At 71.2% G+C, this 21825-nt stretch carries 14 protein-coding genes; 8 read left to right on the forward strand and 6 right to left on the reverse strand.

Features of this window, described 5'->3' with window-relative positions; all coding sequences use genetic code 11:
* Positions 1–158 precede the first annotated feature (158 nt).
* The 7 genes from AC2CJA_RS02325 to AC2CJA_RS02355 all read left to right on the forward strand — a co-directional run bounded on the left by AC2CJA_RS02325 (position 159) and on the right by AC2CJA_RS02355 (position 7436).
* Entirely contained in the window at positions 159–1319 is a 1161-nt protein-coding gene (locus tag AC2CJA_RS02325; protein WP_484600946.1) for an NAD(P)/FAD-dependent oxidoreductase, read from the forward strand.
* Between the two features lie 53 nt (positions 1320–1372).
* Positions 1373–1687 carry a (2Fe-2S)-binding protein gene (locus AC2CJA_RS02330; RefSeq protein WP_484600947.1) on the forward strand — a complete coding sequence of 105 codons (315 nt, stop codon included), beginning with the start codon at positions 1373–1375 and terminating at the stop codon, positions 1685–1687.
* Complete coding sequence (locus AC2CJA_RS02335) at positions 1668–3143, forward strand: FAD-dependent oxidoreductase (protein ID WP_484600948.1); 1476 nt, start codon at positions 1668–1670, stop codon at positions 3141–3143. Before AC2CJA_RS02330 ends, AC2CJA_RS02335 begins: the two co-directional genes overlap by 20 nt.
* A 124-nt stretch (positions 3144–3267) precedes the next feature.
* Positions 3268–4131, forward strand: a complete 864-nt coding sequence (locus AC2CJA_RS02340) for a dihydrodipicolinate synthase family protein (protein WP_484600960.1) — start codon at positions 3268–3270, stop codon at positions 4129–4131.
* 49 nt (positions 4132–4180) lie between these two features.
* Complete coding sequence (locus tag AC2CJA_RS02345) at positions 4181–5182, forward strand: proline racemase family protein (protein ID WP_484600949.1); 1002 nt, start codon at positions 4181–4183, stop codon at positions 5180–5182.
* Entirely contained in the window at positions 5179–6600 is a 1422-nt protein-coding gene (locus AC2CJA_RS02350; protein WP_484600950.1) for an aldehyde dehydrogenase family protein, read from the forward strand. Before AC2CJA_RS02345 ends, AC2CJA_RS02350 begins: the two co-directional genes overlap by 4 nt.
* A 122-nt stretch (positions 6601–6722) precedes the next feature.
* A complete protein-coding gene (locus AC2CJA_RS02355; protein WP_484600951.1) occupies positions 6723–7436 on the forward strand; it encodes a GntR family transcriptional regulator in 714 nt (237 codons plus the stop codon).
* Positions 7437–7521: 85 nt separating this feature from the next.
* On the opposite strand, the gene AC2CJA_RS02360 is transcribed toward AC2CJA_RS02355, so the two are convergent.
* Positions 7522–8985 (reverse strand): aminopeptidase P family protein, encoded by a 1464-nt coding sequence (locus AC2CJA_RS02360; protein WP_484600952.1) that lies wholly within the window; start codon positions 8983–8985, stop codon positions 7522–7524.
* Between the two features lie 373 nt (positions 8986–9358).
* Between AC2CJA_RS02360 and AC2CJA_RS02365 the strand changes: the two genes are divergently transcribed.
* Positions 9359–9535 carry a hypothetical protein gene (locus AC2CJA_RS02365; RefSeq protein ID WP_484600953.1) on the forward strand — a complete coding sequence of 59 codons (177 nt, stop codon included), beginning with the start codon at positions 9359–9361 and terminating at the stop codon, positions 9533–9535.
* A 237-nt stretch (positions 9536–9772) separates the two neighbouring features.
* Here the strand turns inward: AC2CJA_RS02365 and AC2CJA_RS02370 are convergent, their stop codons facing one another.
* The 5 genes from AC2CJA_RS02370 to AC2CJA_RS02390 form a co-directional block, all read right to left on the reverse strand.
* Positions 9773–10135: a transposase gene (locus AC2CJA_RS02370; protein ID WP_484600954.1), complete on the reverse strand. Its 363-nt coding sequence runs from the start codon at positions 10133–10135 to the stop codon at positions 9773–9775.
* 5 nt (positions 10136–10140) lie between these two features.
* Positions 10141–10281, reverse strand: coding sequence for a helix-turn-helix domain-containing protein (locus AC2CJA_RS02375; protein ID WP_484600955.1), 141 nt, complete (start codon positions 10279–10281; stop codon positions 10141–10143).
* Between the two features lie 1294 nt (positions 10282–11575).
* Positions 11576–12703: a ferritin-like domain-containing protein gene (locus AC2CJA_RS02380; RefSeq protein WP_484600956.1), complete on the reverse strand. Its 1128-nt coding sequence runs from the start codon at positions 12701–12703 to the stop codon at positions 11576–11578.
* A 19-nt stretch (positions 12704–12722) separates the two neighbouring features.
* Positions 12723–14096, reverse strand: a complete 1374-nt coding sequence (locus AC2CJA_RS02385) for a hypothetical protein (protein ID WP_484600957.1) — start codon at positions 14094–14096, stop codon at positions 12723–12725.
* The gene (locus AC2CJA_RS02390; RefSeq protein WP_484600958.1) at positions 14093–21460 is read right to left on the reverse strand and encodes an SDR family NAD(P)-dependent oxidoreductase; all 7368 of its coding nucleotides are present in this window, start codon (positions 21458–21460) and stop codon (positions 14093–14095) included. Before AC2CJA_RS02390 ends, AC2CJA_RS02385 begins: the two co-directional genes overlap by 4 nt.
* Positions 21461–21825: the final 365 nt, after the last annotated feature.

The following is a 21825-nucleotide window of genomic DNA, read 5'->3' on the forward strand; positions in this document are numbered from 1 at the left end:
CTGACCGCCGGGGCGGGTGAAGGAACCCCGCCCGCCCCGGCACCGTGGCCTTGCCACAGGGCCCGGGCAGAGCACTACGCACGTTAATGAGGTGTGACATAAGGAAAGGGTGCCTTCTGGGCTACCACAGAAGCATGTGACATATTACTGTGGTGTTCATGAGACAGACCGTCGATGCCGTCGTCATCGGCGCGGGAGTCGTCGGTGCCGCGTGCGCCTACTACGCCACCCGCGCCGGACTCGCCGTCGCCGTCGTCGACCGCGGCAGCCCGGCCGGTGGTACGACGGGGGCAGGGGAGGGGAACCTGCTGGTCTCGGACAAGCCCCCAGGCCCCGAACTCGATCTCGCCCAGCTCTCCGCGAGCCTGTGGCGCGACCTGGCCGCCCAGCTGCCCGAAGGGATCGAATACGAGGCCAAGGGCGGCGTCGTGGTGGCCGCGGACGACACCGAGTGGTCCGCGCTGCGCCGCATGGCCGCAGGGCAGGCCGCAGCCGGTGTCGTGGCCCGAGAGGTGCCCGCCGACCAGCTGCCGGCCCTCGAGCCGCACCTGGCCCCCGGCCTGGCCGGGGCCGTCCACTACCCCCAGGACGCCCAGGTGCAGCCCGCCCTCGCCGCGTCCCGCCTGCTGCGCGCCGCCCAGAGCTCGGGCGCCGCCCTCCACCTGCGCGAGGCGGTCACGGAGGTGCTGGTAACCCCCGCAGGGCGGATCGACGGCGTGCGCACCCCCCACCGCGAGCTGAAGGCCCCGGTGGTGGTCAACGCCGCCGGTACCTGGTCAGCGCAGATCGCCGCCCTGGCCGGGACGACCCTGCCGGTCATGCCGCGCAGGGGCTTCGTCCTGGTGACCGAGCCCCTGCCCCGCGTGGTGCGGCACAAGGTCTACGCCGCCGCCTACGTCGCCGACGTCGCCAGCGACTCAGCCTCTCTCCAGACATCTCCCGTGGTCGAGGGCACACCGGCCGGTCCCGTACTGATCGGATCCAGCCGGGAGCGCACCGGCTTCGACAGGGCCCTGTCCACCGAGGCTCTGCGGCGCATGGCTGACAGCGCGGTAACCCTCTTCCCCGTCCTGGCCCAGGTCTCCATTCTGCGCGCCTACCACGGATTCCGGCCCTACCTGCCCGACCACCTCCCGGCAGTCGGAGCCGACCCCCGCGTCCCCGGCCTCCACCACGCCTGCGGACATGAGGGCGCAGGGATCGGGCTGGCACCGGCCACTGGACTGCTGCTCGCCCAGACCCTGACAGGGGAAAAGCCCTCGCTGAACCTCGCCCCCTTCCGCCCCGACCGCTTCGAATCCGAGGTCCAGCACGCATGAGCACGTGGCACCGCACCGGCGACCACCACCCGTCGACACCCCAGGGAGGCCCCATGTCACGCACCCCGGCCGGGCTGGTGCGGGCCGAGCCCCAGACCGCCATCAGCATCGACTACGACGGCAGGAAGCTCCCGGCACTGCCCGGCCAGAGCATCGCCGCCGCCCTGTGGGCCGCGGGCATCGTCTCCTGGCGCACCACCCGCCGCGGCGAGCGCCCCCGCGGTGCCTTCTGCGGGATGGGAGTCTGCTTCGACTGCCTGATCACCGTCAACGGCCGCCCCAACCAGCGCGCGTGCCTGGTGCCGGCGCACGACGGCGACACCGTCACTCCCCAGGAAGGAGACGGCCGTGCCGACCTCGCCTGCTGAGCTCCCCGGAACCCCGTACGACCTGGCAGTCGTGGGCGCCGGCCCCGCCGGACTCACTGCGGCCGTCACCGCCGCCGATGCGGGGCTGACCGTAGCCCTGGTCGATGCCGAACCCAGGCCGGGCGGCCAGTACTACCGCCACCCCGCACCCAGCCTGGGAGCGCGGCACCCCGAGGCCCTCCACCACGGCTGGCCCGCCTTCACCGCCCTGGAGGCCCGGCTGCGTCAGCACAAGCAAGCCGGCCGGGTCCGGTACCTGCCGGGACGACAGGTGTGGACCATCCAACAATCATGCGACCACGCGGGCCGCTGGACACTGCTCACCACCGCGACCGTGCCTGGCGACCAGAACACCGACGAGGCGCCAGGAGAGAGCGTGCCGGCGCATCATCTGTTGCTGGCGACCGGCACCTACGAGCGCCAGCTGCCCTTCCCCGGCTGGACGCTGCCCGGAGTCGTCGGCGCCGGGGGAGCCCAGGCCATGATCAAGTCCGGCCTGGTACTGCCGGGCCGACGCGTGATCGTGGCCGGAAGCGGTCCCCTGCTGCTGGCCGCGGCCGCCTCGCTGTCCGCCGCCGGGGCCCGCGTGCCGTACGTCCTAGAGGCGAACGGCTACCTGCCCTACATCCGCCGACCGGGGCCGCTGCTGCGCAACCCCGGCAAGCTCGCCGAAGGAGTCCGGCACGCGGCGGCGCTCGCCCGCTGGGGGGTACGGCTGCGCACCCGGACCGCCGTGGTCCAGGCCCATGGGACCGACCGGGTCACCGGCGTGACCGTGGCGAGGCTGGATGGCGACTGGCGGCCGCTGCCCGGGACCGAGCAACACCTGTCCTGCGACGCCCTGGCGGTAGGACATGGCCTGGTACCCCAGCTCGAACTCGCCGTGGAACTGGGCTGTGCTACCCGCACCGCACCCGACGGCACACCCGCCCTCGCGGTGGACTCCTCCCTGCGCACCAGCGTCGAAGGCGTATGGGCGGCAGGCGAGACAAACGGCGTCGGCGGCGCCCGGCTCGCCCTGTGCGAGGGAGAACTGGCCGCCCGCGCGATCGCTGCCGCGGCGCGCGGCGAGACCGCTGCCGCGCGCAAGGCTGCGGCGCTGCGCATACGTGCCACCCGGCTGCGGGCCTTCGCCGACCTCATGGCCCGGGTTCACCGGCCCGGACCGGCCTGGCCCCAGTGGCTGCGAGGCGACACCGAGATCTGCCGCTGCGAGGAAATCGATGCCGCATCCGTGCGCGAGGCGGTCGACGCCTTCGGCGCGGGCGACACGCGCACGGCCAAGCTGCTGACCCGGGCCGGCATGGGCTGGTGTCAGGGACGAATGTGCGGCCCCGCGGTCTCCTGCCTTGCGTCCGGCGACGGCAGCGCACCGGTGAGCGTGGACCGGCGCCCGATGTCCCGCCCCGTCCCCCTCGTCCAGCTCGCCCGGCACCGGCCTCAGGGACGTCCCTGACCGGCGCAACCCGACCAGAACCTCCAACCCTCCCGAGAACCGGCCCGGCCGGATTCGCCCAACCCATGGAGAACCGAACGTGAGCGCATCCCAGCACAGCTCCGAACACCCCTGGCGCGGAGTCATGGTGGCCACCGCCCTTCCCTTCAAGGAAGACCTGTCGGTGGACTACGACGCCTACGCCGAACACGTCCGCTTCCTGCTGGACGCCGGTTGCGACGGCGTCGTCCCCAACGGCTCCCTGGGGGAGTACCAGACCCTCACCGACGACGAACGCGCCCGCGTCATCCGGACCGCGGTGGAGGCCGCCGGGGACGGCAGCCGGGTCATGGCCGGAGCGGCCGCCTACGGCAGCACCGAGGCTGTGTGCTGGACCGAGCAGGCAGCCGAAGCCGGCGCCGGTTCCGTCCTGTTGCTGCCCCCCAACGCCTACCGCGCCAACGACACGGAGGTCCGCGCCCACTACGCCGAGGTCGCAGGTGTCGGGCTGCCCGTGGTGGCTTACAACAACCCCTACGACACCCGCGTCCACCTCACCCCGCAGCTCCTGGCCGATCTGCACGCGCAGCAGCACATCGTCGCGGTCAAGGAGTTCAGCGGCGACGTGCGACGGGCCTACGAGATCGTCGAGCGCGCCCCTGGCCTGGACCTGCTCATCGGCGCCGACGACGTCCTGCTGGAAATGGCCCTGGCCGGCGCCGTCGGCTGGATCGCCGGCTACCCCAACGCCCTGCCCCACTCCTGCGTCGCACTGTACCGGGCCGCCATCGCCCAGGATCTGGAGACCGCACTGCCTCTCTACAGAGCGCTGCACCCGCTGCTGCGCTGGGACACCAAGCACCTGTTCGTGCAGGCCATCAAGCTCTCGATGGACATCGCCGGACGCCGTGGCGGCCCCTGTCGCCCGCCGCGCTCCCCGCTGGACACGGAGGCGGAGGTCGCCGTGCGGTCCGTGACGGAGAAGGTCCTGGCCGAGGGGCTGAACTGACCCGTCCCGCAGGCACCCCCGACACCCCCCAGTCCGCAGGAGAAGAGCCATGCGCAGTCGCCGTGTCTTCCACGCCGTCGACTCACATACCGAGGGCATGCCCACGCGCGTCATCACCGGAGGAATCGCACCGGTCCCCGGGGCCACCATGGCCGAACGACGCACGTACTTCATGCGCCACCTGGACCACATCCGCACTCTGCTGATGTACGAACCGCGTGGGCACGCGGCGATGAGCGGTGCGGTCCTGCAGCCTCCGATCCACCCTGAGGCGGACTGGGGGGTCATCTACATCGAGGTGTCCGGCTGCCTGCCCATGTGCGGGCACGGCACCATCGGAGTCGCCACCGTATTGGTGGAGACCGGCATGGTGCCGGTGACAGAGCCGGTGACCACCGTCCGGCTGGACACACCGGCCGGGCTCGTCACTGCCGAGGTCCACGTTCACGACGGCGCCGCCCGCGCGGTGACACTGCGCAACGTCCCCTCTTTCGCTGTCGGCCTGGGGGAAAAGATCGAAGTCCCCGGCTTCGGGCAGATCACCTACGACCTGGCCTACGGCGGCAACTTCTACGCCATCCTCCCCGTCGAGGAGCTGGGACTGCCCTTCGACCGGTCACGCAAGGAGGAAATCCTGCGCGCGGGTCTGGAGGTGATGGCCGCGATCAACGCCACAGGCGAACCGGTGCACCCGGAGGATCCCGGGATCACGGGATGCCATCACGTCCAGCTCCTCGCCCCGGGGTCGGACGCCCGGCGGTCGCGGAACGCGATGGCCATCCACCCCGGCTGGTTCGACCGGTCGCCCTGCGGCACCGGCACCTCGGCGCGAATGGCGCAGCTCCACGCCCGCGGGGAACTCCCTCTGCACCGCGATTTCGTCAACGAGTCCTTCCTGGGCACCTCCTTCACCGGCCGCCTGGTGGAGGAGACCGAAGTCGCCGGCAGGGCGGCCGTGGTGCCGACGTTCACCGGAAGCGCCTGGATCACCGGTACCGCCCAGTTCTTCCTCGATCCCACAGACCCGTTCCCGGAAGGCTTCCTGCTGTGAACACCCCTCCCGCCCCGGCGGCCGACAGCCCGGTGATCTCCCGCAACCCCGCCGATCCCGGCGACATCCTCATCGAGCTGTACGACTGCGGCCCGGACACCGTCCCCCGTGCCGTGCGGCGGGCTGCCCGAGCCCAGAGCGAGTGGCTCGCCGCCGGCGCGGCCGCGCGGTCCGCGGCCCTGCGCCGCGCCGGAGACGCCGTGGAGACCGCGTCAGAGGAACTGGCCGCACTCCTGGTGAGAGAAGTCGGCAAGCCACTCGCCGAGGCCCGCGGCGAGCTGGCGCGCACGGCGGCGATCTGGCGCTACTACGCTCAGCTTCCCTACGACGCCACCGGGACGGTGCACGAGCCGGCCTCGGGACCGGGACTGCTGCTCACCCGGCGGCGCCCGCACGGCACCGCCGGCCTGATCACCCCGTGGAACTTCCCGCTGGCCATCCCGTCATGGAAGGCCGCTCCGGCCCTGGCCGCCGGCAATGCCGTCGTCCTCAAGCCCGCACCGGAGGCGACCGCGTGCGCTCTGCGGCTGGCCGAGATCCTCAAGGAGGTCCTGCCCGCGGACGTTCTGCAGGTCGTTCCCGGGGGTGCCGAGGTCGGCGCCGCTTTGATCGGCCTGGCCGATGTCGTCTCCTTCACCGGGTCGACCGCCGTCGGCGCTGTGGTGGTCCGTGCCGCCGCAGCCCGCGGCATCCCCGCCCAGGCGGAGATGGGCGGCCACAACGCCGCCGTGGTCCTGCCGGACGCCAACATGGGGAGGGCGGCTGCGGACATCGCCGCGGCGATCGCCGGTTACGCGGGTCAGAAGTGCACCGCCACCAGAAGGGTGATCGCCGTGGGCGGCGCCCTGCCGAAGCTGCGCGAGGCGCTGGCGGAGGCCCTGCGGGAGCTGCCCGCCCGCAATCCCCACGCGGCGGCCGCGGTATGCGGCCCCGTCATCTCCGAAGCGGCCCGCGACCGTGTCCTCCGGGCCCGGGACAGCGCCCTCGCCGCCGGGGCACGTGTGTTGGCAGGGGGTGGTCGGCGCGGTTCGGGCGCAGCAGCGGGCTGGTACGCCGATCCGGTACTGCTGGAGAACGTGCCCGCCGCACACGAGCTGCACCGCCGTGAGGTCTTCGGCCCCATCGCTGTGCTGTCGGGGGCGGCGGACTTCGACGAGGCGGTCCAGGCTGCGAACAGCGGTCACTACGGCCTGGTCGCGTCGCTGCACACGGGCGACCTGGAGAAAGCACTCTCGGCGGTCGACCGCCTCACCACGGGCATGCTGCGGGTGAACGCTCCGACCACCGGTGTCGACTTCCACCTCCCCTTCGGAGGGGAGAAGGACTCCAGTTACGGGATGAGGGAGCAAGGGCGCGTCGCGATGGACTTCTACACTTCCAGCCGCACGGTGTCCCTCCTGCCCGCCGCATCAACCTGAACCGCCGAGAGACGGGCACCCCCCGATCCCCGGCGTGACCTGATTGATCGTGCCGAGGATGGCGCAAGTGTCGCACAACGTGACATTGTATAGTGGGATCACAAACCCACGGAGGGGAACCCATGAGTGAGCTCAAACCCCGGAAGCTCGTTTCGGTACAAGAGCACCTGCGTGACCAGGTGGCCAACGCCCTCCGTGCCGCGCTGATCGCGGGCGAACTGCAGCCCGGGGCGATCTACTCCGCCCCCGCCCTCGCCACCGAGTACGGAGTCTCGGCCACTCCCGTCCGTGAGGCCATGCTGGACCTGGCGCGCGAGGGGCTTGTTGAAGCGGTGCGCAACAAGGGATTCCGCGTCACCGAACTGTCCGAGCGGGATCTGGACGAGTTCACCGAGATCCGCTCTCTGATCGAGATCCCGACCGTCGGCAAGGTGGCCAGGTCCGCCACGCGGGAACAACTCGAGGCCCTGCGCCCCATGGCCGAGGAGATCGTGGCCGCCGCACGTGCCGGTGACCTCATCGGCTATCTGGAGGCCGACCGCCGCTTCCATCTCGACCTCCTCGCCCTGGCCGGCAACTCCCGTCTCGTCGAAACGGTGAGTGACCTGCGCAAGCGCTCCCGGCTCTACGGCCTCACCGAACTCGCGGAAGCGGGAGCGTTGGTGGCCTCCGCGCGGGAACACGCCGAACTGCTGGATCTCATGCTGGCCGGCGACGCCGCCGCGGCTGAGGAACACATGCGCCACCACCTGGCGCACGTGCGCTCCCTGTGGGCCGCACGCAAGAAGGAGACACCCGAGAAGAGGCCCCCGCTGCGGAAGCTCGGTGCCCGCTGACCTCACGGAGCCGGCAGAGCTTCACAGGCGGGGAGGGGGGGCGTTCGACCGTCCGCGCCCCCCCCCCGACGACAGACGGGCTCGGTCATCCCTGAAGCAGGGTGCCCATCCACTCCTCGATGCCATCCGCAGTCCTGGGAAGCGCGGAAGACATCAGCCGCGCACCGTCCTTGGTAATCACCAGGTCATCCTCGATGCGCACGCCCATGCCCCGCAGTTCGACCGGCAGGGTTTCATCGTCAGGCTGCAGATACAGACCCGGCTCGACGGTGAGGACTTGGCCTTCCTTCAGCACCCCGTCGATGTATGCCTCGGCCCGGGCCTTGGCGCAGTCATGCACGTCCATACCGAGCATGTGGCCGCTGCCGCAGAGGGTGTAGCGGCGGTGCGGGCCGCTGTCTCCGCTCAATTCGTCGGCGGGCACCTTCAGCACGCCCCAGTCGCGCAAACCTTCGGCGATCACTCTCATGGCAGCGCGGTGGAAGTCGCGGAACGAGGCGCCTGGGCGGAGCGCGGCGATACCGGCCTCCTGGGCCGCCAGGGTCAGGTTGTAGACCTGTCGTTGCACGGGGGAGAAACGTCCCGAGAGGGGAAGGGTGCGGGTGATGTCGGCGGTGTAGAGGGTGTCGGTCTCCACCCCGGCGTCCAGGAGTAGGAGCTGAGAGGGGTCCAGGGGGCCGTCGTTGCGTACCCAGTGCAGTACGCAGGCATGTGCTCCGGCGGCCGCGATCGTCTCGTACCCCACGCCGTTTCCTTCCGCGCGGGCCCGGAGATTGAAGACCCCTTCGACCCACCGCTCGCCGCGGTGGTGACGCAGTGCCTGGGGCAGGGCACGAACCACGTCCTCAAAGCCCGCCGTGGTGTGATCCACGGCCAGTTGGAGCTGCTCGACCTCCCATGCCTCCTTGATCAGGCGAAGCTCGGACAGGCAGGCCTCCAACTCTTCTTCTCGCAGCCGCTCGGCTTCGCTGGAGGCTCGGAGCTCGACCAAGGTGTCAACGGCACCGTCGATCCCGGTCAGAGCCCGAGTGAGGGGCTGGGGCCCGGACAGCCCAACGGTCAGCTCGTCCAGGTGGCGGCACTCGATGCCGGTGAGCTGTGCTGCCTCGTCGAGGTCGGGGCGGCGACCGACCCAGAACTCGCCGTACCGGCGGTCGCGGTAGAACTCCTCGTCCGTACGCGAGGACCGAGGCCGCATATACAGCACGGGGTGGTGCCCCGCAGGGCCGGAGGGCTCCAGGACCAGCACGTTGCCCGGCTGGTCCTCGCCGGTGAGGCCGGTCAGCCAGGCGTAGGCGGTGTGGGGGCGGAAATGGTAATCGCAGTCGTTGGACCGCACCTTGAGATTACCGGCCGGCAGAATGAGCCGCTCGCCGGGGAAGCGTTCCGAGAGCCGTGCCCGCCGGACCGAGGTGGCTTGGCAGCCGGGGACACGCACGTCACCGGGCAGACGGGAGGGAGCCCAGCCGCTGTTCATGAACGACGACAGGGAGGGGGAGACCGGAAGGTCGTGACTGCCCGTGGTGAGGCGGGCTGAGGGTGAGGTCATGCTGGCTCCGGGAAGTTGGGTGGTGGTCGGACTCGGCTATGCACCACGCCTGGCGCAGGAAAGCGCTGTGAGCGCCGTCGGGCACGGGGAAGTAACGAGAACTCCGCCTTCCTGTCAATGTAATTTTACATTACTGTGTAACACAACACTTCGGTGGAGGGGTGTACAACCCGCCGCCCGGCAGGGCAGACCTGGGCCTCTTTGCGCGCTGTTACCGGTCTCCCACGACGGAGTGGCACGATGACCAAGCTCCTACGCACGACCCTGGCAACCACACTGGCGACCTGTCTGGCTGCCGGCCTCGGCGCCTGTTCCACGGGTGCAGGGTCTTTGCGTGCGGTCGATCTGTCTGATTGATCATGTGATGCCGAGCGTGGTGAGTGCTCGTCGGGGAGCGCTGCTGGTGTGGCGGCAGGCAGCGGCGATGTTGGTGTGGCCGTCCTGGCGGGACACGCTGATGGCGAGGTTCCGCCAGGTGGCCATGGCGCGGGGCGAGCTGCCGCTGCGGATCCTTGAGGTGTCCTCGGCGAACATGGTGTCGCGGACGTGATGGGGCTGGTCCTCGATCTTCCAGTGGCCGCGGATCCAGTCGGCCGGCTCGGCGCCGGCGGGGAGGCTGGTGACGAAGCAGAGACGCTGAATCGACAGCTTTCCGCTGGTCAGGTCCTTGCGTCAGTGGACGGCCTGAAGGGCCTGGCGGGCGTCGGGATAGTCGAGGTGCCGGAACACCGCGGTCTTGAGCCGCTGGATCTCGACCCGATGGTGCCGTGTCGCTTTGTCATATTGATCAGGAACTCATGGGGTCCCCGTCCAGGATGCAGCGGATGTGTGGGCCGCCGAGGTAGCCGCGGACGATGTGCGGCCGGCGCTGGCGCCTGCGGAAGAAGCGGCGGGTCCCGGCGGCGAGTTCGGCCTGGTTCCGGGCCCGGTGCTGCTTGGGCAGGCCGTGCTTGAGGTCGGCGTTGACCAGCTCGTCGGGGTTCAGCTCGGGCGAGTGGGCGGGAAGGAAGCGGGACTCGACGTCGTCGGGGTGGGCGGCGAGCCAGTCACGGACCCTCTTGGAGCGGTGGGCGGAGTGTCCGTCGACCACGAGGTGGACCTTGTGGTCGAAGTGGCCGGCGATCCGGTCCTCGGTGCTGATCGCCGACATCGCGTTCACCGAGAACCGGTGCCTTCGCCCGGATCGCCGGCCAGATCTCCTGATGTCGGCGGCGCCACCGCCTCCGGGTCCTGCTCGACGGCCCGCTTGTCCGGTCGCTGGAAGGACAGGCCCCACCGCCTCAGGTACTTGCCCACCCCCGACCTCGGCCGGCCGCACCCGGTACAGCTTCGCGATCAGCTCGCCCACCAGCCGCCACGTCCTCACGGTCCCGCCCCGCCAACAGCGCGGCCACTGCCCGCAGCCGCGGGGCCTCCCGCGCCGACGGCGACAGACGCCGCGCGTCTCCCACCAGGTCGCTCACACCCCACCAACGCCCCAGAACCCGAACCGTTTCGGATCAATACTCGCCGGGAAGCGATTCGCGCCCCGAGCGGAGGCTGAGCGCCCGAGCCGTCACGCATCCCCGGCACCGGCGTTCGCCGTCTGCCCGTACCCGCCCGCCGGCACGGGCACGGGATCGACGGCTTCCTCCCGCGCCCGCACACGTCTCGCTCGGCTGGCAAGTCGTGGGGGCTCACCCTCTCCGAGGCGGCACGTCGTCGACGGTGGCGTCGTGGCGGGCTGCCCTCTTTCGTAGGCGGGCTTCGGTCACCTCCGCGTGGGCCCAGCGGACGCGGAGCGGCCGGGATGGACTGTCCGACGCACAGAACCCCCGCCATCGTGGGCGGCGCGGCACGATGGGGCCGCGGCCCCGAGGCCACCCGGTCGGCCAGGAGGGCGAGCACGGCATGGGCGGCGCTCGCACCGGCCTGCAGAACGTGGTGGACACGGTAGACGATCCGGAACGTCTCCCGGCCGGGGGCGCGGAGCAGCCATACTGCTCCAGGGCGGGTGAAGGGTCTGGAGCGCTGCCTGGTTCAGCAGCTCCTCGGCGGCCACCGCCAGTCCGTCCCTCTCCAAGGAGCGGACCCGCTCACGCACGTGGACGTCACCCCTCAGCGGTTCCCGTCGCGGGGCCCACCGGTGCCGCCCGGGAGGCGGAGGCAGCAGCCGCAGCGACGAGACCGAAGCCGGCTCCCTGGGCACACACTCCGCGAGCTGTTCGCGGTGGGGCGCCCGGCCCTCGAGATCCAGCACGTATCCGCCGCACATCGTGCCAGTGCCGAGGAGAACTCGGCCCACCGGTCCGGCGACAAGGGAAGGGGGCGTGGTCAAGCGCACCTTTCCCGAGACGCGGGGCCGCGGACGGTGATGGAGCCGCCGGGACAGGGGTTCCCCGCACGGTGCCTCCGCAGCGGAAGGCCACGTCGTCGCCGGTCGCGACGCGGGCCCGGCGCACGGACCGGGGCGGTGAGGACGCCTCCGTCCCGGCCGGAGAGGAGAGCAGGTCGTCCAGCCGTTCCCGGGCCCGCCCGCCGCCTGCGCGGGTGGCTGAGCCCGGACTGCTCGGGTGCCGGGCCGACGGTCGCACGGAGGTGGCTGCTCGCTCTACGCGGGGTCATCGGCGGCGCCGACCGGGGCCTCCCCGCCCAGGGCGATCATCTCGGTGATCTCCTCGGCGCGCGCCGCCTCCTCAGTGGTGAACCGCTGCCCGTCCAGCGCTTCGGCGATCTCGTCGTCCTGGCGCATCAGCCGGTCCAGGTCACCGCCGCGCACGTCGCCGTCACAGAGGTCGGTGAACGCCTCCTGTACTTCGGGGCTCCACAGCCCGATGTCCCTGACGCACGGCGCGATCCGGGAGAAGAGTGTCCGGCGGAAGGCCCTGAGGTAGCTGCTCTCTTCGGCGATGGGGACGGCCGCGGAGCGCGGCACCCCGAAGTTCTCCAGCACCTCGGTGCCACGCAGGCGGTTTCGCATCAGGTGGCAGCCCTCGATGACGAACTCCTCGCGCTCGGCCAGTTCGGCCGCGCTCAGTTCGCGGTAGTGGTCGCGCAGGGCCATGCGACCGAAGGCCACGTGCCGGGCCTCGTCCTGCATGACGTAGGCGAGCAGGTGCCGGGGAAGGGGTTCACTCGTGGTGTCCCTGAGCAGCCCGAACGCGGCCAGCGCCAGCCCTTCGACGAGGACCTGCATGCCTAGGTACGGCATGTCCCAGCGGGAGTCGCGCAGCGTGTCGTCCAGCAGCGTGCGCAGGCTGTCGTTGATCGGGTAGCTGAGAGAGATCTTCTCCCGCAGGAAGCGGGAGAAGATCTCCACGTGCCGGGCCTCGTCCATGGTCTGGGTCGCCGCGAAGAACTTGGCATCGAGGTCCGGCGCGCTCTCCACGATGCGGGCCGAGCAGATCATGGCGCCCTGCTCACCGTGGAGGAACTGGCTGAACTGCCATGCCGCGAAGTGCTGTCGCAGTTCGCTGCGCCGCTCGACCCCCAGACGGTCCCAGTACACGGTTCCGTGCAGAGGCAGCGCCTCGTCGGGTGTGCCCAGCGGATCGGCCGGATCGACTTCGAGGTTCCAGTCGATCCGGCGCTGGGCGTCCCACTGCCGGTCCTTGCCGCGCTGGTAGAGCGCGAGCAGGCGTTCGCGTCCGTCGTTGTACGCCCAGGAGAAGGTGCCCGCCGCGCCGGCGGGCACGGTCCAGTGGTCTGCCGTCGGCTCGGATGGTGCGGAGGTGGCCACGAGCGCTGTCCCCTCTGGTCTAAAGCGGCTGGTCGACGTGGTCCGGGGTGTACCGGACGGATTGGGCGTAGGCGTCCAGAAGCCCTTGCAGGGGCTGCTCAGGCAAGCCGGGCTTCCACAGTTCGATCGCCATCTCCCCGTGGTAGAGCATCGGCCAGCGCACGTACAGCCGGGGGTCGTCGGAGTTGTTGACGGCGCTCGACCGGGCGACTGTGTCGGCCGCCACGTCGGCCATGAGGTCGGTACCACAGCCGAAGCCGTACGGGTACAGCTCCCTGTTGGGGGCCACTGACTCGATCACCGTGGCGTCGGCCCGGCCGACGCCCACGTGGGCGTGCACGCCGCCGCGGACAAGCGGAGCGGTCCGCTCCCCGGCGGGGTCCGGCACCCAGTGTCCGGCCGCCGACCGGCTGAGCCGGACGGTGGGAACGGCGGAGAGGAGGGCGCATACCTCCCACGCCTCAACCGAGGGGCCCTTGGGTTCGACACCCTCAGGGGCGAGCACGCGTAACCTGCCGTGGCGGGCCTGCGGGTGCAAGACGGTGACCTCGTCCTCGCGCAGTGCCCGTTTGTCGACGTTCCAGCTGCCGGAGGCGGTGACCACCACTGCGTCGAGTCCTGGGTCGTAGAGGAACAGCATGCCTTCGCTGAGACGCTTCCAGCCGAGGTACTCGCGGTACAGTCCGGCGAGGGCGTCGGAAACGTAGCGATCGATCCGTACCGGCTCCGGGAGCAGGTCGAGTTCGCCCATTCGCCGGCCGGCAGCCGCCAGCTGGCCCGAGACCGGGGAGTCGCCCCAGGACCCGACGGGCAGGGCGCCGTGGTCCACGTCGTACCGGTTGCCGACATCCCGTGCGCAGGCGACGGTGACCAGCCGGTCGCGGATTCGGTCGGCCAGTTCATCGGTCTCGGTGGGATGTCCTCCCTCCAGGGTGAGCAGGGTGGCTTCGCGTCCGTCCCGGTTGATCAGGACCACGCGAGGGGCGGCGGTCCGCGCCATGGCGGTCCGCCCGATCTCGACCACCTCGGTGTGCCGCAGGCCGGCCAGGTGCTCGGGGACCTGGGCGACCACCACGGTCCGGCGCGAACCCACGCGCAGGCCCAGTTCGCCGCAGATCCGGGCGCTCAGCGGGGGGCTGTGTTCGGGGATCCGCTCGCACAGCGGTTCCGGGCCGGTGGGAATGTGCGTGACGATCAGCAGGAGGTCGACATCACCGTTCGAGGTGTCGACGATGGTGTGGCCCTGTTCCTCGAAGGCGGCGCCGAGGTGCCGGATGAAGACATCCAGGGCGGCGTCGTCCGGGTGTGCCTGCCCGGCGATCTGCACCACCAGGGGGCGCCACCAGGGCAGTGCGTCCAGTTTCACCGCCGGGCGGTCCGGTACGCCGGTCATCGAGTGCCTCCGGTCATCAGCGGCAGAACGCGGCGCGCGAGGTCGTCGAGGCAGCTCGCCGCGATGAGTTCCAGGGCGGGGATGTTGCATCCCAGCGCACGCTCCACGGCGACGGAGAGTTCGACGACCATGAGCGAGTCGAGTCCCAGCCGGTCCAGCTTGCAGGTGCGGTCGACGCGTTCCGGGGTGGTTTGGAGGACCTCGGCCACCAGGGCCGCCAGTTCACCGGAGACCGTCTCCACCGCCTCGTCGTCGCGGAGCGTGGCGAGCCTGGACCGCAGCGCCTCGGCACGGTCCACCCCCGCCCGGCTGGTGCTCTGGAGGAAGGCGGCGAACGCCGGCCGGTTCAACCCGGAGAGCAGATGGCCCATCCGTTCCCAGTCCGTGCTGTCGAACACCCCGATGTCCGGCCCGTGTGCGAGCTGTCGCTCGAACGCCTGCCAGATCGCTTTCGGGGTGACAGAGCCCATGCCCAAGCGGTGCAGGGCCTTCTCAATGCCGGTGCGGACGACGAAGCCGGTTTCGGCGACGCCTCCCAGAACCTGGGCGGTTCCAGGCAGGCCGTCCGCCCGCCGTCGGCGAACCATGGCTTCCAGGAAGGCGTTGGCGGCGACGTAGCCGCTCTGCAGCTGATTGCCACCCAGGGTGGTCACCGAGGAGCACACCTGGAAGAAGTCAAGCTCACGGTCCGAGGTCAACTCGGACAGTACGACGGCTCCACGCACCTTCGGGTGCAGAACGGCCTCGAAGCGTTCGGCTGTCAACTCGGCGAGCGGGGCGTCGTCGAGAACCATGGCCGCGTGCAGAACGCCCCGCACCGGGTTCCCGGCGGCGTCCGCGCCGGCGATCGCCTGTCGCATCGCCTCACGGTCGCCCACGTCCGCAGCCACCACCGTCACCTGGGCCCCGGCCGCTGCGAGGCGTGCCAGCAGCCCCGGTGCCTCGGGGGAGTCCACGCCCCGCCGGCCGACGAGGACGAGATGGCGGGCTCCTCGCTGGACCAGTCGCTCCGCGAACGCCGCGCCGAGCCCGCTCAGCCCTCCGGTGACCAGGTAGCCGGCGGCCGGGTCCGGTTCCACGGGCGGCACCGGTTGTTCGACCGCCACCGACTCGCGCAGGTCGATGACGATCTTGCCGAGGTGCTTGGAGTGGCGCAGCGAGCGGAACGCCTCGGCGACGGCATCGGCGGGATGGACCTGGTGCGGCAGCGGCCGGTAGCGGCCGTCTGCGACACGTCGGCACAGCTCTGTGAACTCCCCCGCCGCGACCTCGGGCAGCTGCTCGGGAAGGGTCGCCACGTCGACCCCGAAGTAGGCGATGTTTCTCCGGAACGGGCCGAGGAGCACGGGAGTGTTGGCGTAAAGGTCACGCTTGCCGAGTTCGATGAACCGACCGCCGGGGCGCAGACACTCCAGCCCGCGGGCAATGGCCTCGCCGGCCAGTGAGTTCAGCACCACGTCGACGCCCTGACCGCCGGTCGCCTCACGGACGTCCTCAGCGAAGCCCAGGTCCCGGGAGTTCAGCACGTGCCGGACGCCGAGCATCCGCAGCAGATCCCGTTTGCCCGGGGTACCCGCGGTCGCGATGACCTCGGCGCCGACGGATCTTGCGTACTGCAGGGCGGCCAGGCCCACGCCACCGGCTGCGCCGTGGACCAGGACCCGCTCGCCCGCTCTCAGACGGGCGAGGCGCTCCAGCCCGTACTGCACGGTGAGGAAGACCGCGGGCAGGGTGGCCGCCTCGGCGAAGGACATCCGTTCCGGAACCCGGCCGAGCTGTCCGGCTCGCAGGACGACGTGGGAGGCGAACCAGCCAACGCCCGTGCCGAAGACCCGGTCGCCGGGGGCGAGCCCCGTCACCCCCGCTCCGACGGCCACCACTTCGCCGGCACCTTCCAGTCCCAGGGAGGGCTCCTGGCGGCCGGGCACCGGCTGGTCGTCCGGGATCAGGCCGGTGGCCAGCATCACGTCGCGGTAGTTCAGGGCGGCGGCGCGCACGGCGACCAGAACCTCGCCGGCCCCGGGGCTCGGGGTGTCCTGCGGCTCCCAGACCAGACGGTGGGACATACCGGGATCGCGCAGGCTCAGCCGGAATCGGTCGGTCTGCCGGCGAAGCGGCGGCGCGGCCGTGGTGAATCGGGGGACGAACCGGCCGCCGCCGGTCAGCACGATCTCGCGTTCGGCGCCGGGGGCGCACACTTCGGCGAGCAACCGTGCCGCGTCCCGGCCCGCGTCACCGGAACGTTCCAGGGAGACCATCCGGATTCCGACCGTGGGGTACTCGCTGGCGGCGGTGCGGCCGAGTGCCCACAGGGCTGCCGCCTCGGGCGTCCCGGGACGCTCGGGGGCCGGGAAGAGACCCGTGGGGGGCAGGATCAGCCAGAGTTGGGCGTCCCTGCGGGTGCTGAGACCGGCCATCACGTCGCGGACGAGGCAGGCCGCGCGGGTGATGACGGCGGCCGGGTCGGATTTCGCGCCGGACACGTCCAGGATCAGGGCCATGCGTACGGCGGAGTCCGGTTCGCCCGTCAATTCCGCCGTCCAGTCCGGCCCCTGCAGTGGCAGCAGCCGGGTACCGAGGCCATCGGCGAGTCGGTCGGGCAGTTCACCTGGGGTGTCCGACGCCACGATCCAGCTACCGGACGGGATCGGCGCGGTGGCGAGCGGCTCGCAAGCGGGGGCGGCCGCCGCGCGGCGAGCCAAGATCACCGAGTCGCTCGCGCGTGCCACGTCCGGCGCTTCACCGGTACAGGCAACGGCATCGAATCCGTGCGCGGTGAGCAGACTCTTCCACTCCTCGCGCTGGAGGAGGGGGGAGTCCTTCCGGAGGCCGGTGTCCGTGTAGTCCCAGTAGTCGTCCAGGATGCCGAAGGAGGCGGACACCCAGTCACTGTCGTGACTTTCCAGCGCGAGCAGCATGCCCCCGTCCGCGAGCAGGGCTCCGAGCCGGTCGAGGGCCGCGCCGGCGTCCTTGGCGGTGTGCAGGGCGTTGGCCGCGACGACCAGGTCGAAGTGACCGTCGTGGAAACCCTGTTCCCTGGGATCGGCGTCGATGTCGAAGGTGCCGTACTCGACGAAGTCATACGCGGTGAACCGAGCCTTCGCCTTGGCCAGGAACCCGGCCGAGCGGTCGGTGAACAGGTACCGGGTGCGTTCGGAGGGCAGTACGGACAGCAGCGCGGCGGTCATGCCACCGGTTCCGGCGCCCACCTCGAGGACGCGCAGGGGCCGGTCGCCGGGCCAGTGGTCGACCATCGCGCCGAGCAGGTGCGCGGCATACGCGTTGTGCAGGCACAGATGGGGCGCGTTGCCGTACAGCTGAGCGAGGAAGTGCTGGTCGGCCTCACCGAACAGAATCTCGCGGGGATCCTCCTCGCCCCGCAGCAGTCGGGGCAGCCGCAGCCCGCAGCGCAGGCCCGGCAGCGTCAGGGTCAACGCTTCGGGCAGGTCGGCGAGCAGGGCCCGCATGCGTTGGCGAGGGTCCACGGCAGCGGATGGGCCGGTGAGGCGCCAGCGGCGCTCGCTCACGGCCTCGGCCACGCCGAACGCGCACATGGCGCCGGCCAGCCGGTGAAGATAGGGCCGGAATTTCGGCAGTGCGCCGGCCCCGCACAGGTCGTCGACCGAGAACTCGGCCCTGCCCGGAAGGAGCGCCTCGACCGCTTCCCGGGCGAAAAGCGCCGTGACTTCCCCGGCACGGGCCGTCACCTGCTCGTAGCGGTCTTCGGTACGGTCACTCAGCCGCGCCCGCGCGGGGGCGGTGCGCCTCAGCAGTTCGGCGGGAGCGGGCAGCCGCACAGGCGCCGCGGGGCCCCTGGGAGCCGCTCGGAGGACGAGTTCCCGCAAAGCCGCCGAATCCCCGGTGTGCTGGTCGAAGCGACGCAGCCGGCACCCCTCCATCTGCACGCAGATCCGGCCGTCCGGATCGGTCAGCGAGACGTCCCAGACGGCCTCCCGGGCGGTCGCCTTGACTAGCCGCAGATGCAGATGGCCCTCGGAAGCCGGCGGGTGCCACAGGCGTACGGCCGTCAGTTGGGAGGGGAGAAAGAGCACATCTCCCGCCAGCTCGGCCAGAAGCGGCGCTCCGGCCTGCAGGGCACCGTCGGTCACCACCGGGTGGGCGAGGTACCCGTCCGTGTTCTGGTCGGTGCGGTAGGAGGCGAGCAGCTCCCCCTCGCCCAGCCGGAACCCGGTCAGGACCTGGAAGGCCGGGCCGTGTGTGATCCCGCTGGTGACCAGGCCCCGGTAGTGCACGTCGGCAGGCAGCGGGTCGGAGCGGAGCCGGTCGCGGAGCGCTTCCAGGTCGAGTGGGGCGGGCCTCGGTCGCAGCAGACGACGCACCCGTCCCTGCGCATGGTGCCGCCAGGTCCTGTCCACCCCGGTGCGGCTCGCGATGGTCACGGTACCGGTCCGCGGCTCGACACCCGTCTGGAGGAGCAGGTCGTCCGTGCTGTCCGGTCCCGGCAGGACGCAGGCGCTTGTGACAGCGAGGTCGGTGATCTCCAGCTCGGTCGTATCGAGGAGTTGCCGGCCGGCGGCGAGCGCGGTTTCGAGGTAACCGGTGGCCGGGAGCACGGTGGTCGCACCGACGCGGTGATCGGACAGCCACGGGGTTCGTACGGCGCTCAGCACGCCGTGCCAGGCGGGTTCGGCTGTGACGGCGCGCTGGCCGAGAAGCGGGTGCACTGTCACCCCGTCGCTGGCGATTCCGGCCCACCAGCTGGGCTCCGCGTCCCAGTGCCGCTCCCGCTGCCACGGGTAGGCGGGCAGTTCCACTGGCGTGGTGGGGACGGGCAGGTGCCGACCGGTGTCGACCGTGGCGCCGGCGGCCAGGATATGGGCGACGGCACCCCTGATGGCGGCCGGTCCGTCGGCGCGGCGGGAGCCAGTCCTCACCACCTCGCAGGGCGAGGAGCCACGCTGGGTCAGGCGGCGCAGGTAGGGGCCGAGAACGGCATGCGGGCCGATCTCCACGAAGATGTCGAAGCCCTGGGCGGCCAGGACCTCGACAGCCTGGGCGAACCGCACGGGTTCGCGGACGTTCCGCCACCAGTACTCGGCGTCCAGTGGCCGGGTGCCGTCCAGGAGGGTGCCGGTCACCGTGGAGGCGAACAGCAGAGACGGCCCGGAGGACGGGAGCCCGGCGAGAGCGCTGAGCAGCGGTTCCCTGATCGGATCCATGGCGGGGCTGTGGAAGGCGTAGTCGAGGTCGAGCTCGCGCGCGAACACGCCCCGGTCCTGAAGTCGTTCCCTGAGAAGTGCCACGTCGGCGGCCTGCCCCGCGACCGTGGTGTCCGTACGGCTGTTGACGCCGGCCAACTGCAGCCGGTCGCCTAAGTGCGCGAGCTCGGCAGCCAACTCCTCCTCGGACAGCCCGACGGCCGCCATGCGTCCCGTGCCGGCTGTGGACTCCTGCGCCCGACTCCGCGCGGCGACCACCCGCGCGGCGGTCGGCAGGTCGAGCGCCCCGGCCACGCACGCCGCGGTGATCTCCCCGACGCTGTGGCCGACGACACCCTCCGCTCGTACGCCATGGGCCCGCAGCACTTCGACGACACCCAACTGGTAGGTGAACAGCAGGGGCTGGGCGACCTCGGTCGACTTCAGCCGTTCCGCGTCGCCCGCCGCCAACGCGTCGACCACCGACCAGCCCAGCAGCGGGTTGAGTGCGTCCGCGACGCTCTGCACGGCCTGCCGGAAGACCGGCTCGGTACGGAGCAACTCCGCACCCATTCCCGGCCACTGCGATCCGTTACCGGCGAAGGCGAACGCCACACGGCCGCGCGCCACGGTCCTGGCTGTGGCCGAGCCGGGCGCCGGACGCGCGCCCCGAGCGGCTCCCAGCAGGGCGGACGCAGCCTCCTGGCCGGTCTCGGCCAGGACCACGGTGCGGTGGTTGTGCCGGGCCCGACGGCGGACGGTGGTGTGGGCGATCCCGTAGAAGGTGCTCGGATCGGCATGCTTCAGTCTCTCGGCCAGTAAGCCGCATGCCTCGGCCAGAGCCTCCTGGCCCCGGGCGGTGGCCATCACGGGCAGCGCTCCCTTGCCGGTCGGCTGCGGGCCGGAGCCGACCGGAGCCGGCCCCAGGAGCACGTGCGCGTTGGCGCCGCCGAAACCGAAGGAGTTGACCCCGGCCACGGCGGCGGGTGTGACCTCGACATGCTGTGGCCGGACGGTAGGGCTGAGGTTGAGGTCCTGGAAGCCGATGCGCGGGTTCAACGGCTCCGCGTGCAGAGTGGGCGGCACCATACCGTGCCGCAGCACCAGAATCGCCTTCAGCAGTCCCGGAATCCCTGAGGCCGGCTCCAGGTGCCCGAGGTTGGTCTTCACCGAGCCGACGGGCAGCGGTCCGACCGTGCGCCGTGTTCCCAGGGCGCGTCCGATGGCCTCACACTCGATGGGGTCACCGATCGGGGTTCCCGTTCCGTGGGCTTCCATGTAGACGAGGCGGTCGGGGTGCACTGATGCCTCGGCGTAGGCGGAGGTCAGCAGGTTTTCCTGGGCTTGTCCGTTCGGCAGGGCGATCCCCGGGGTACGGCCGTCATTGTTGGCACCGCTGCCGAGGACGACCGCGTGGACGCGGTCACCGTCGGCCAGTGCGTCGGACAGCCGCTTCAGCAGCACCAGACCACCGCCTTCGGACCGGACGTAGCCGTCCGCGTCGGCCGAGAAGGCCCGGCAGCGTCCCGTGGGCGACAGCATCGACGCGGCGGAGAACCCGGCGAACACGTTCGGGTCGAGGAGGATGTTGACACCACCGGCCAGGGCCATCCGGTTTCGGCCGGTGCACAGGTGCTCGTACGCGCGGTGGACCGCGGTCAGCGCCGAGGAGCAGGCGGTGTCGAGCGCGAGGCTCTCCCCATGCCAGTCCAGCAGGTGCGAAATGCGGTTCGCGGTGTTGGCGAGGGCGGTACCCGACATCGAGTACACATCGCCCTTGTCCGCTCTACCCTGGGCGAGTCGGCCGAAGTCGTGGCTGGAGCAGCCGATGAAGACGGCACCGTCGGACCCGGCACAGGACTCGGGGTCGACCCCCGCATCGTCGAGTGCCTCGATCGCCAGTTCCAGCAGCAGTCTCTGCTGCGGATCCATGTGCAGGGCTTCCCGTGGTGAGATGCCCCGGAAGAACTCGCAGTCGAAGCCCTGGATATCCGGCAGGAAGCCGCCGGCCACGGTGTAGGAGCGGCCGGGCCGGCGCCGTCCGCCGTCCAGGAAGTCGGCCCGGTGGAACCGGTCCGGCGGGACCTCCCCGACCAGGTCTTCCCCCTTGACCAGAGCAGTCCACAGGCCGTCCAGGTCGCTGATACCGCCGGGGAGTCGGCAGGCGGTACCGATCACGGCGACCGCACGGTCGAGCTCTGTCATGGGGCTCCTCACGATGGGTGGTCCAGGGGCCAGAGGGAGATCCTGCGAGTCTTCAACGGCCGGTCGGCCCGCCGCATCCGAATGCAGACCCCTCACCCTTTCGAGTGATCATTCGAATGCGTTACCGGTTGGCGTCCATCCTGCCCGCGCCCCGGCAGGCGGGTCGTGCGGGTTCGCACGCCTGCGGCCCGGCGGAGCCCACCAGTTCGCCCTGCCCGTCACCTGCATGACCGCCGGGACAAGGACGCCCCGGGCACGGATGCGGTGCTGTGCGCGGACGGACCGGTGAGGTCGCCGGTGGAGCTGACTTTGGTAGCCGAGCACCGGCGTGGACACGGTGCGATGTACGCCGCGCTGGACCGCGG

The organism is Streptomyces sp. ATLC9 (assembly GCF_057196705.1).